Origin of the sequence: Rheinheimera texasensis DSM 17496, assembly GCF_000711985.1 — a bacterium.
GTDB lineage: Bacteria > Pseudomonadota > Gammaproteobacteria > Enterobacterales > Alteromonadaceae > Pararheinheimera > Pararheinheimera texasensis.
Genome location: NZ_KL544005.1, coordinates 942,624 through 953,980, shown reverse-complemented (window position 1 = coordinate 953,980; position 11,357 = coordinate 942,624). Strand labels below are relative to the sequence as shown.

General features: G+C 55.4%; 11 protein-coding genes. 6 read left to right on the top strand and 5 right to left on the bottom strand.

Translation table 11 applies throughout. From position 1 onward, the window contains the following. Positions 1 to 70: 70 nt before the first annotated feature. The 3 genes from Q399_RS0114775 (at position 71) to Q399_RS0114765 (ending at position 3,717) form a co-directional block, all read left to right on the top strand. A complete protein-coding gene (locus Q399_RS0114775; RefSeq protein WP_211253341.1) occupies positions 71 to 1,600 on the top strand; it encodes an alpha/beta fold hydrolase in 1,530 nt (509 codons plus the stop codon). Between the two features lie 146 nt (positions 1,601 to 1,746). Beyond that, entirely contained in the window at positions 1,747 to 2,775 is a 1,029-nt protein-coding gene (torT, locus tag Q399_RS0114770; protein ID WP_031569701.1) for a TMAO reductase system periplasmic protein TorT, read from the top strand. Between the two features lie 90 nt (positions 2,776 to 2,865). Beyond that, positions 2,866 to 3,717, top strand: a complete 852-nt coding sequence (locus tag Q399_RS0114765) for a transporter substrate-binding domain-containing protein (RefSeq protein WP_031569700.1) — start codon at positions 2,866 to 2,868, stop codon at positions 3,715 to 3,717. A gap of 3 nt (positions 3,718 to 3,720) precedes the next feature. On the opposite strand, the gene Q399_RS0114760 is transcribed toward Q399_RS0114765, so the two are convergent. Beyond that, entirely contained in the window at positions 3,721 to 4,452 is a 732-nt protein-coding gene (locus tag Q399_RS0114760; protein WP_031569698.1) for a class I SAM-dependent methyltransferase, read from the bottom strand. Positions 4,453 to 4,662: 210 nt separating this feature from the next. Here Q399_RS0114760 and Q399_RS21695 point away from each other — a divergent pair, with 210 nt between their 5' ends. Together Q399_RS21695 and Q399_RS0114750 are read left to right on the top strand one after the other, a co-directional pair. Beyond that, positions 4,663 to 5,460, top strand: a complete 798-nt coding sequence (locus Q399_RS21695; RefSeq protein WP_051686031.1) for a c-type cytochrome — start codon at positions 4,663 to 4,665, stop codon at positions 5,458 to 5,460. Positions 5,461 to 5,536: 76 nt separating this feature from the next. Next, positions 5,537 to 6,409, top strand: coding sequence for a TIGR02285 family protein (locus Q399_RS0114750; RefSeq protein ID WP_157836319.1), 873 nt, complete (start codon positions 5,537 to 5,539; stop codon positions 6,407 to 6,409). 43 nt (positions 6,410 to 6,452) lie between these two features. On the opposite strand, the gene Q399_RS0114745 is transcribed toward Q399_RS0114750, so the two are convergent. The 4 genes from Q399_RS0114745 to Q399_RS0114730 all read right to left on the bottom strand — a co-directional run bounded on the left by Q399_RS0114745 (position 6,453) and on the right by Q399_RS0114730 (position 9,969). Next, complete coding sequence (locus tag Q399_RS0114745) at positions 6,453 to 7,067, bottom strand: response regulator transcription factor (RefSeq protein WP_031569692.1); 615 nt, start codon at positions 7,065 to 7,067, stop codon at positions 6,453 to 6,455. Then, positions 7,064 to 8,149, bottom strand: coding sequence for a sensor histidine kinase (locus Q399_RS0114740; RefSeq protein ID WP_051686030.1), 1,086 nt, complete (start codon positions 8,147 to 8,149; stop codon positions 7,064 to 7,066). Before Q399_RS0114740 ends, Q399_RS0114745 begins: the two co-directional genes overlap by 4 nt. 75 nt (positions 8,150 to 8,224) lie before the next feature. Further along, positions 8,225 to 8,956: a tetratricopeptide repeat protein gene (locus Q399_RS0114735; protein ID WP_051686029.1), complete on the bottom strand. Its 732-nt coding sequence runs from the start codon at positions 8,954 to 8,956 to the stop codon at positions 8,225 to 8,227. A 176-nt stretch (positions 8,957 to 9,132) separates the two neighbouring features. Beyond that, the gene (locus Q399_RS0114730) at positions 9,133 to 9,969 is read right to left on the bottom strand and encodes a LysR family transcriptional regulator (protein ID WP_031569687.1); all 837 of its coding nucleotides are present in this window, start codon (positions 9,967 to 9,969) and stop codon (positions 9,133 to 9,135) included. A gap of 126 nt (positions 9,970 to 10,095) precedes the next feature. On the opposite strand from Q399_RS0114730, the gene Q399_RS0114725 reads away from it, so the two are divergent. Further along, positions 10,096 to 11,271 (top strand): acyl-CoA dehydrogenase, encoded by a 1,176-nt coding sequence (locus Q399_RS0114725; protein ID WP_031569686.1) that lies wholly within the window; start codon positions 10,096 to 10,098, stop codon positions 11,269 to 11,271. Positions 11,272 to 11,357: the final 86 nt, after the last annotated feature.

The window sequence follows — 11,357 nt, the reverse complement described above, 5'->3', positions numbered from 1 at the left end:
GCAGATCAATGCTCGTCAGACAGGAACAGCCTTGTTTTACTGGATTGAAGTTAACCAGGGAGAGCATGTTATGTTATTGAAATGTATCGAGACAAGTGGTTTATCACAACGCACAGCAGGGCGCAGCTGGATGCAGGCCATCAGCCTGGCTGTGCTGGTCGGTCTGAGCCCGCAAAGCCTCGCCGCGGCCGGTAAAGCCTACCCTTATGCCAATGAAACGGCATTTCGTTTCACCGCCGCCAGTGGCGAAAGTACCGACGCGTTTCGCGGTTTCTTTTTAGTGCCGGAGAATCGGCAGCGCGCCGGCAGCCGGTTGCTGAAACTGCATTATGTGCGTTTTCCGGCAACAACAGCACAACCCGGCGCGCCAATTGTCTATCTGGCGGGCGGGCCTGGTGGTTCTGGCATCCACACCGCCAAAGGCCGGCGTTATCCACTGTTTACCGGCCTGACCGCGCAGGCTGATGTGATTGCATTGGATCAGCGCGGCACCGGTTTGTCGGCAGATATGCCCGTTTGTCAGTCGAAGGTGGCAGTGCCTACTAAGCAGCGCATTGATGAGCAGCAGTTTGCTGCATTACATCGTCAGGCCGCCGCTGAGTGTCAGCAATTCTGGCAGCAACAGGGTGCAGACCTGCTGGGCTATACCACGGTGCAGAATGCGCTGGATCTGGATGCCTTACGTCAGCATCTTGGCGCCGACAAACTGACATTATGGGGCATTTCTTACGGTACCCATTTGGCGCTGGCCGCCAGTAAACTGATGCCGGAGCGGCTGGATAAATTGGTACTGGCCAGTGTTGAAGGCTTGGATCAGACGGTAAAATTGCCGGCAGAAACGGTGCTGTATCTGCAGCGTGTGCAGCAGCTGATTGCGTTGGATCCGGCGTTGCAGGCCCGCTTTGGCGATATCACGGTGTTAATGCAACAAGTGCTGACCGGGCTGGATCGCCAGCCGCTGCAGCTGCGTCTGGCACAGGCCGACGGCAGCAGTCGCAGTTTTTTATTCCAGCGGCTGCACTTACAAATCCTGACCTCGATGTCGCTGGCAGATCCGAATCCACGTCTGGGGCAATTGCTGCAGTTGTATTATGGCTTAAAAACGCAATCGGCAGAAACCAAAACTGCGCTGCTGGAACTGCTGCAAAGCGGCGTGCTGGATGGTTTCGCTGCCGGACCTATTGCGCTGCAAATGATGCCGCTGCTGACTGATATCGCCTCCGGCATCTCGGAAACACGGCTGGCGCAATACCAACAGCAGCACAGCACGGCGTTATTGGGCGGCATGCTGAATTTCCCGATGCCGCAGCTCAACAACACGGTAGCCGGCCTTGACCTTGGCGCAGCATTTCGCCAGGAAGCCACGCATGCCATCCCAACGTTAGTACTGAGCGGGACGCTGGATGGCCGGACTTATCTGGCCGAACAGCAGCAGGCCGTTGCTGGTCTCAGCGCCCGGCAGCAGGTGACAGTGCGTTATGCCGGTCACAATCTGCTGGAAAGTTCACCGCAGGTGCTGGCGACTATTCAGCAATTCCTCAGTACCGGCAAGGTCAAGCAGCCACTGATTGAACTGCCGGTGCCGCAGTTGGGCTTGTAAATACGCCAGCGCGGCTGGCCGGTGCATCCGGTGCAAACTTTGTCTGTGTTGGCTATGCTGAGGCAAACCGACCGAAGGGAATGCGCCGGATGTTATGTGTGACTTTGCTCCGCCAGTCAGTGAGGCATTACTGCACCACTTGCTTGATGTTGTTCATCTTATTGCCATTGTCGGTGTCAGCTCAGGCGATCTGGCCGGCGAAAGTCATCGCCGACGGTCAGCCACAGGACTATCAGCCACTGGTGAAGGCCGCAAAACAATGGCGGCTTTGCGCGTTGTTGCCGCACGGAAAAGATCATTATTGGTGGGGCGTGGCCTGGGGGCTGTCAGAGCAGGCAGCAGCCATCGGTGTGGAGCTGGGGATCTATGAAGCCGGCGGCTATGAGTTTGGCTGGAAGCAGCAACAACAACTGCAGCAGTGCCGGCAAAAACAAGCGGATGCTTATATCATCGCGGCTATCCACGCGACGGGCCTGAATGCCGAGATCAAAACGCTGAAAGCAGAAGGTAAGCCGGTGATTGACCTGATTAACGGCATCGACAGCCCGGATGTCACTGCGCATTCCGCTGTGTCTTTTGCCGATATGGCGCGGCTGTCCTTGCAGTTTATTCGTCAGCAAAACGTACAGCCAGGCCGGATTGGCTGGTTACCAGGCCCAAGAGGCGCTGGTTGGGTGCAGGACGCGGAGCAGGCCGTTAATCAGTTACAACAACGCTATCAGCTACAATGGTTTCACGGCGGGTATGGCCCGCCGGATGCTTTTCATCAGACCAGTCTGGCACGGGATTTAATCGAGCAGCAGCCGCAGCTGGATTGGGTGTTGGCCAATGCGGTGGCGATCCGCGCATTAGCGCAATTACAGGTGCGCACAAAGGGCCCGGTCCCGCAGCTGGTGGCTTATTACAGCAATCCGGATGTAGTGGAGTTGCTGCGGGAAGGTCGTATTGCTGCAGCGGCAACAGATTCGCCGGTGTTGCAGGCGCGGATTGCGGTAGACCTCGCGATCCGGTTGTTGCAGCAGCAACAGGTGCCTGCGCAGGTTGGGCCAAGCATTCAAATCCTGACGCCGGATAACCTGTCCCAATACAATTTACAGCAGCTGTTACCCCCGGACGAACAATGGATCATCCGGCGCGAACTGCTGCAGAAAGACACAGGCAACCAGCCATTATAAAAGCATGTCAGTTCAGCGAAATTGTCCTTGTATCGCCGCATACTTTCGATATATTAGTCCCTGATAATGTAACAAGATGCAGGGAATCGCATGATCAAATTCTGGCTGGCGTTGTTGTTGTTCTGTTGTACACAGGTCAGCGCAATCGACTGGTATGTCCGAGACTGGCCGCCGTTTAATATCCAGCAAGGGCCGGATGCCGGCCAGGGTTCTTATGATTTGATGCTGACACAACTGACAGCGGCGCTGCCGCAGTATTCGCACCAACTGCAGTTTGCCACCTTGTCGAAACGTCAGCAGCTGATGCAGCAGAATGTGCCGCATTGTTTATTCGGTGTACTGAAATCGCCGGAGCGGCAAAAAAAGATGCTGTTTTCGGATATCGCCTTTTATTCACCGGCGCTGCGGGTGGCAGCGTTGGCCGACCATCCGTTATGGCAGTCCACTCAGGCCGGCGCCAATATTGAATTAGCTGCATTGCTACAACAGGCCTGGCGCGGCATGGTCGAATACAAAAGACTGTATCCGCAGAATGTGCAGCGATATACCGGTGAACTGTTGCAAGTGTCTGATAGCTCAACAGATTTAGTCGCGATGCTGAAAGCGGGCCGGGCGGATTATGTGGTGGAATATCCGGACCGGCTGCATTATCTGGCGCAAAGCCATCCGAGAGTCGCTTTGCGGTATGCCCGCTTACAGGGCGAACCACCGGTAGTGCCGGTGTATGTCGCCTGTCAGAACACACCGGAGGCGCCGGCACAAATTCAGGCGATTAACCTGGCGCTGCAACAACTGCGCAGCAATGCGGACTATCAACAAGCCTGGCTGCATTTGCTCAGCGAGCAGTCGCGGCAGGAATTGCGGTTGTCGATGGCGCAGGACCCGTTGTTTCAGGCCGCTGCGCCACAGCAATGCAGTTTGCTGAAAACTAAGGCTTGTTGAACACTAAGGTTTGCTGAACACGAGGGTGAATCGGTCTGTCTTGCCGCGGATCGCCGGATCAAACACCATCAGGCTATGATCATCAGCGCTGTTGTGCAGCACATCACTTTGTTGTTTCAGCACAAAACCGGCAGCGGTTAATTCAGCAATCACATCCTGTTTGTCGATCCGGTGCAATTCCTGCGCGGCGCTGTGACCAGAACCAGCTTTGGCCTGATGGTCGACAATCAGCAAATAACCGCCTGGTTTTAATGCGGTTTTAATCTGGTTTAACACCTGGTCGCGTGAGACTGCCCAACCTTCGGATTTATGGTAAAAATCGTGGTAACCCATCACAAACAACACACCATCGAGACTATCCGGTGTCAGGCCCAATGCATCGGATTCACGGTCATAGCGGACGACGTTCGGTAAACGGCCGTCTTTTAAGCGCTGCGGCAGCGCGTCGCCGACAAACTTCAGATAAGCCTGATTATTGTGCAGCAGCACCTTGCCGGACGGACCAACTAACTGCGCTATCAGTTCGCTGTAATATCCATTGCCACCGAATAAATCCAGCACTTGCTGGCCTGGTTGCACAGGCAACAGCGCCAGCGTTTCAGCCGGTTTGCTGGTCAGGTCACGCTTTAAATCAGCGGCACTACGGCCACTGAGGACCAGCTCGGCGGCAGTCAGTTGCAGGCTGAGCCCTGCCAACAGACCCAGCATCATCAGTTTGCAGCGGGAGAATTTCATCGGGATATCCTTTTTAGCAGAGTGGAGGGGCATCCATCGGTTCTGATGGCAGTGCCAGATTTGGCCAGGCCGGTTCAGCACTGAGCCTGTCACAGCTGTGTCAAAACACTGCCAACTTGGGGCCAGCGGGGATAAAAGCGTTATCGGGGGCTTGACCTGCTGTCAGCCAGCCCGCTTAATACGCGTCAGCGTGAAAAACAGGGATTGGTGATGAAATTATTCGGAATATTGTTGTGCTGTTGGGTCTTTGCGGTCGGGGCGACGCCGGTATTAACCACAGTCCACAGTGGCCAAAGTCAGCACTGGACGCTGGCGCAGTTGCAACAGCAACTGCCGGTGCAGCAAGTCAGTCTGGATGACCCCTCTTATAACCAGCGCAAAAATTACCGCGGTTTCAACTTTAGCAAATTACTGGAAAAAACCGGCTTTCCGCCGCTGCAGGAGGACGACACGCTGGTGCTGACCGCCAGCGACGGCTATGCCCCAACGCTTGCCGCGGCGCAGCTGCAGCAACAGCAGGCGATGCTGGTATTTGCTGAGGCCGGCAAGCCGGACTTTGAGTTCACGCCGCTGCAGCAAGGTAAAGGTTTAATATCGCCGGCGCCGTTTTATCTGGTCTGGCCCGGTGCCGCTAAAGCCGCAGAACATTTCGCCTGGCCCTATCAGCTGGTCAAGATTGAATTAATCCGTTTTCGCGACCGGTACGCGCAGGTGATCCCGGCGGCAGGCGCGTCAGCACAGGTACAGCAGGGTTTTGCGCTGTTTAAACAACATTGTTTGAAATGCCATTCGATCAATCTGCAGGGCGGGGTGCTTGGGCCAGAACTGAACGCGCCGAAGAACGTCACTGAGTACTGGCAACAGCATGATTTAAAAGCCTTCATCAAAAAACCGGAATCCTACCGTTATCAGTCAAAAATGCCGGCCTTTCATTTTTTCAGTGACGCCGAGATTGATGCGGTGCTGGCTTATCTGCAACAGATGAAACAACAGAAGATCAGTCGCTGAAGCGAAAGTCGGGCTTTATCGTCACAGAAAACTGTGTATGCTTTGTATACAGCAAGACAATAATAAAGAGGCTGACATGTACAGGCTGGGTGTATGGTTGTTTGGGTTACTGGCGATTGCGCACAGTGCCCTGGCTGACACCATGGACTGGTTTATCCGGGATTGGCCACCGGTGAATATTCTGCAGGGACCGCAACAGGGGCAAGGCGCATATGATGTGATGCTGAACCGGCTGATTGCGGCGTTGCCACAATACGACCATCAGCTGCATATCTCGACGCTGACGATGCGTCAGCAAATGATGCAACAGCAAAAATCACATTGTTTATTTGGTTTGCTGAAAACCCCGCAGCGCCAGACGTTTTTGCAATTCTCTGAACCTGTCGCAGTGATCCCGAATCTGCAGTTGGTGGCCAGAGCTGACCACCCGTTGTGGCGTCAGCTGGAAGGGAAAAATGCGGTTGACCTGAGCTGGCTGTTTGGCCAAGCCTGGCGGGGTATGGTGGAGCAGCACCGTACTTACCCGGCACCTATTTCAGAGCATCTGAATGAGTTTATTCAGGTCTCGGCCACTGAAACTAATCTGGCGCAAATGCTCAAAGCTAACCGCGCCGACTATGTGCTGGAGTATGCCGACCGCATGCATTACCTGGCGCAGGATTTCCCGGACATTCAGCTGAAGGCGCTACCGCTGCTAGGTTTACCTGCAGTCACCGAAGTCTATGTTGCCTGCAGTATCAACGAGCATGCGAAAGAGCAGATAAAAGCAGTGAATCAGGCGTTGCAGCAATTGCGGCAAGACCCGCAATACCGTTCAGCCCTGCTGGATTGGCTGAGCCCTGACTCTCGCGTGCTGATCAAAAATTACATGGCGCGATCACCGATCTTTGACCAAAGGTTCGAACAAAGCGGCACCGCCGCAGCGGCGGGCTCTGTGCGTGTGCGTTGAAATACTTAGCCATACTGCCCTCAGCCCGTCGGGTCAGACAAACTTATAACCAGCCACGCTGACGGGCGATGCGGGCAGCATCAACCCGATTGGCGGCATCAAGCTTATTGATGGCATCGGACAAATAGTTGCGCACAGTGCCTTCTGCCAAAAACAACATCGCCGCAATGTCGCTGGTACTTTTGCCTTCACTACAAAGCCGCAGTGCGCGGCGCTCTTTGTCGTGCAGCGGATTGTCCTGCCCCAGCGCCAGCATCGCCAGTTCCGGTGCTATCACTTTGCCGCCGGCCATCACTTTATCGATGGCGGTCAGTAACTCCGTGGCCGGGCTGTCTTTTAACACAAAACCGTCGACCCCGGCCTGCAAGGCTCGGCGCACATAACCAGCGCGGGAAAAGGTGGTCAGGATCATCAGTTTGCAGCGCTGGCGCTCGGCCTTATGCTGTTGTTCTTGCTGTAGTATTTCCACCAGTTCCAAACCACTAAAACCGGGCATTTCGATATCGGTGAGCAATAAATCAAAGTGCTGTTGGCGCAGCAGTTGCCGGGCTTGCTGGCCGTCTTGTGCCTCAGTGACCTGATGCTGGCCGAGCATCCGAAGCAAAGTCGCCAGGGTGCTGCGTAAAATGGCCTGATCTTCGGCGAATAGGATGTTCATGCGGCGTGCTCCCTGCAAGTAGTTGGTTGCTGACAAGGCCAGCGCAAGACAAAACGAGTGGGCGCCAGCTGCCAGCTAAAGCTACCGCCAAGCGCCTGTAAGCGCTGACGGATGCCGGTTAAGCCGCAGCCGGGGACCAGGTTGCTGCACTGACCATTGTCCTGCAGTTGCAGTTGCCAGTAGTGGCCGTCATTTCCCGACAGCAAACGGGCCTGCAAAAACAGTTCATTGCCATCACTGTGTTTCAACAGGTTGGTGCAAAGCTCAGTCAGGCAGAGTTCCAGCTCCGGCGGGCTTTGTGCTGCAAGCGCGGTTAAATCTGCATCGACCAGACAATGCCAGCCGTTGCTGCGCAGCAAGGCTAACAATTCCGGCAACAGCACATCCAACCCTTGCTGCCGGTAGCCGCTGATGGTCTGGCGTACCTGCAACAGGCTATGCCGTGCCAGCTGCTGTAAATCGGCCAGTTGCTGCCGGGCCGCCTGCGGTTGTTGTTGTGCCAGCCAGACGTCGGCGAGCTCGGCTTTCAACGCAATACTGGCCAGGCTATGCCCGAGCAAATCATGCAAATCACGCGCGATGCGCTCGCGTTCCAGCTGGCGGGCCATTAACTGCAGTTCGGCGTCACTGCGTTGTTGCGCCTGCTGATGCTGTAGTCGAATCCGCTCGACGATGCCGGTGACACTGACACCCAGCGCGACAATGACTGCGTAAGCCTGCAACCAGAGCTGTGGGTGCCACAGCCACAACAGCGCGGCCTGCCACAGCAATAACAGCAGGATGGCGGCGATAAAACGGCCGCCATTTAACCAGAAACCGAGAAAAAAACTGATATAAGCAAACATCGCCATACTGCCGCTGTTCAGTGGTGTCACCGCGCTGGCAATGGCCGATAACCCCGCCAGCCACCACCAGCGTTTTGCTGGCTGTGCCTGGTCAAGCTTTTGATAGATAAACAAAAAAGCGCCAAGTGCTGAGGTCAGAATTGCCCACTGCCATAGCGGCGTGGGTTGCAGCAGCGGCGGTAGAAAATAAAAGCCGAGATACACCAGATAACCGCGTCGCATGGTGTTGGTTTGCATGGTTCGCCCCCTGATCTTAAACACTGCACCGGGCAGAAACAGCCCGGTGTATTCGTTTGTCACAAGCTTTGGTGCTTAGGCGCCTTGCAGCAGTTTTTTCGCCCAGCTGTAGTCTGGTGCCAGTTGCAGCGCCTGTTGCCAGTCGGCTTTGGCACCGCTCAGATCACCTTCTGCTTTTTTTGCCAGACCACGCCAGACATAAGCTTCGGCCTGGCCCCAGCAAATTTCCTGACAAGGTGCGGCGAAGGCGCTAATGGCGGCATTGGCGTGTTGCAATGCCGCTTTTTTGTCACCACCAAATAAGGTTGGAGTCTGATAAGCCAGAATAGCCGCAGCGAGCGTGACCCGGGGATTCTGCGGCTGCAGCGCAGTGGCAGTTTGCAACGCTTTGTCAGATTTTTGACCGTAATACATGCCTTTGATTGGGTAATAGCCAGCCTGCATACCACGGGTCAACGCCAGCAAGGCCAGTGCTTCGGCTTTTAAAGTTGCTGCCGGCTCTGCGGCGATCAGCTGCTCCAGCCGATCAGCTGCCGCTTCTAAAGCCGGCTTTAACACCGCTTCATCCGCCCGCACTGAAGCTGTAACAGCGAGTCGGTATTGGGCATAAGCGAATTGATAATCGTCCTGCGCTTGCTGGCTGAATTGCTGCAGCGCCTGGACATCCAGTTGTTGGCTGGCAAGGTCAATTGCATTCAGCGGGCCAGATACTGTCTCAGCCGCAGGCGCCAGCTGGCTGACCGCCAGAGCCCCCAGTAAAAAGACTGAACGCATGGTCAGACGTAAAGTGTGTGAGGTGGTTTTCATACGGTATGCTCCTTGAGTAACGCCACCCTGGCGTTGTTGCAAGCATGATGGCGCTCCGGCAGCAAGATCGGCAGTGTCAGCAATCAGCAAGAGCAGGTGACAAATGTCAGGAGATGATGCGGCGTTCCGACGAGGCTTATCGCCCGGCGCTGCGGTGCGCAATAAACTGATTGCTGCTAGCCGGCGCGCGCGGCAATCTCACACAACAGTTTCACCGCGCGTTGGTGCTGTTGGTTTTTATCAAAAGCCAGCACCAATTCGCGGGTGAGGAGCGGGCCCTGAATGGCGCGGTATTGCAGATCGGGGCGGAATTTCTGCATCTCAAAATCCGGCAGCAAAGCACAGCCGATGCCGGCGCCGACCAGGCCGATGGCGTATTCGATAGTATGAATATTGGCGCGAATTTGCGGTTTGATATTGGCTTTACTGAGCGCCAGCGCGACCTGATCCCAGGCTTCGCACGGCGTGCGTTTAATCAGCGGTAACTTTTTAAAATCAGTCAGTTGGATCTCGGCTTGCGTGCATAACGGATGCTGCGCCGGTAATGCCAGTAAATAGGAGTCGATCCACAGCGGTTGATACAACTCGCCGGCTTTGAGCTGGCGGATATTGATAATACGCGCATCACAAGGTTCGTCCGGCTCCACCAGATGCAGCTCCAGCCCCGGCAGCAGGCTGTTAAATTCTTTCAGCAGCTGGCTCATCCGCTCGACACCGAGCGCTTTGACTAACCCCAGCCGAAACAACAGCCGCTTGGCTGGTTTGTTAAAAGACGCCTGCAACGCCTGCATCTGGCTCAATAACTGACAAGCCTGCACATAGAGCCTTTCGGCGTCTTCAGTGGGCTGAACGCCTTTGGGTAAACGTATAAACAACAAGGTGCCGAGTTGCTGTTCCAGCTGCTGCAGCGCGCTGGACACCGACGGCTGGGCAATATCGAGCTGGCGCGCCGCCGCACTGATGCTACGCTGCTCATAAACCGCGACAAAATAAGCCAGCTGACGTGTGTCCATAGGGAATTCCTATAGGTGTGACAGTTTCTATATGATTTAACTTTAAACCCGCCGTCAATAAGATGGCAATCAACATCTTAGCGCGGCTGAAAATATCAGCCCAACGCCCGTACCGGAGCCTTTCTGATGAGCAAAACCGCTTTTAACTGGCAAGACCCGTTTTCTTTCCAGGCCTTGTTAACCGACGAAGAACGTATGATCCAACAAGCCGCCCACGATTATTGCCAGGACCGGTTGATGAGCCGGGTGCTGTTGGCCAACCGCCATGAACACTTTGATGTTGAGATCATGCGCGAATTAGGCGAACTCGGTTTATTGGGCGCGACTTTGCCGGAAACATACGGCTGTGCCGGCGTCAATTACGTCAGTTATGGTTTAGTCGCCCGCGAAGTGGAGCGCGTCGACAGCGGCTACCGCAGCGCGATGTCGGTGCAATCAAGTTTAGTAATGCACCCAATCCACGCCTACGGCAATGAAGCACAGCGGATGAAATATCTGCCGAAACTGGCCACTGGTGAATGGATTGGCTGTTTTGGTCTCACCGAACCAGACGCCGGTTCAGATCCGGCCAGCATGCGTACCACAGCGAAAAAGGTCGACGGCGGTTATGTGCTGTCCGGCGCGAAAATGTGGATCACCAACAGCCCGGTCGCCGATGTGTTTGTGGTCTGGGCCAAGTTAGACGGCGTCATCCGCGGTTTTATCTTAGAAAAAGGCTGGAAAGGCCTCAGCGCACCGAAAATTGAAGGCAAGTTTTCCCTGCGTGCATCCATCACCGGCGAAATCGTCATGGACGAAGTTTTTGTGCCGGAAGAACAGTTACTCCCCAACGCCAGCGGTTTGTCCGGCCCCTTTGGCTGTTTGAACAAAGCCCGCTACGGCATCGCCTGGGGCGCACTGGGTGCCGCCGAATTCTGCTTCCACGCCGCCCGCCAATACACACTGGACCGGCAACAATTCGGCCGACCTTTGGCACAAACTCAGCTCATTCAGAAAAAACTGGCCGATATGCAGACCGACATCAACTTAGGCCTGCTCGGCTGCTTACAAGCCGGCCGCCTGATGGACGCCGGTCAATTACCGGTTGAAACCATCAGCCTGATTAAACGCAATTCCTGCGGCAAAGCGCTGGAAATCGCGCGCATCGCCCGCGATATGCACGGCGGCAACGGCATCGCCGACGAATACCATGTGATTCGCCACGTGATGAACTTAGAAGCGGTCAACACCTACGAAGGCACGCACGATGTCCATGCGTTGATTTTGGGGCGCGCTATTACCGGGCTGCAGGCGTTTTTCTGAGGTCGGCCTGGTTGAGGCAGGCCAAAGCTTGGGAACGCAGACACGCCGTGAATACATCCATGTAGGCTCCTCTGCGGCAAGCCGGG

Coding starts and splice junctions, on each gene's coding strand:
- torT (WP_031569701.1), top strand. CDS start 1,747: ATGTTGTTCATCTTATTGCCATTGTCGGTGTCAGCTCAGGCGATCTGG.
- Q399_RS21695 (WP_051686031.1), top strand. CDS start 4,663: ATGAAATTATTCGGAATATTGTTGTGCTGTTGGGTCTTTGCGGTCGGG.
- Q399_RS0114735 (WP_051686029.1), bottom strand. CDS start 8,956: ATGAAAACCACCTCACACACTTTACGTCTGACCATGCGTTCAGTCTTT.
- Q399_RS0114730 (WP_031569687.1), bottom strand. CDS start 9,969: ATGGACACACGTCAGCTGGCTTATTTTGTCGCGGTTTATGAGCAGCGT.
- Q399_RS0114740 (WP_051686030.1), bottom strand. CDS start 8,149: ATGCAAACCAACACCATGCGACGCGGTTATCTGGTGTATCTCGGCTTT.
- Q399_RS0114745 (WP_031569692.1), bottom strand. CDS start 7,067: ATGAACATCCTATTCGCCGAAGATCAGGCCATTTTACGCAGCACCCTG.
- Q399_RS0114750 (WP_157836319.1), top strand. CDS start 5,537: ATGTACAGGCTGGGTGTATGGTTGTTTGGGTTACTGGCGATTGCGCAC.
- Q399_RS0114765 (WP_031569700.1), top strand. CDS start 2,866: ATGATCAAATTCTGGCTGGCGTTGTTGTTGTTCTGTTGTACACAGGTC.
- Q399_RS0114760 (WP_031569698.1), bottom strand. CDS start 4,452: ATGAAATTCTCCCGCTGCAAACTGATGATGCTGGGTCTGTTGGCAGGG.
- Q399_RS0114775 (WP_211253341.1), top strand. CDS start 71: ATGTTATTGAAATGTATCGAGACAAGTGGTTTATCACAACGCACAGCA.
- Q399_RS0114725 (WP_031569686.1), top strand. CDS start 10,096: ATGAGCAAAACCGCTTTTAACTGGCAAGACCCGTTTTCTTTCCAGGCC.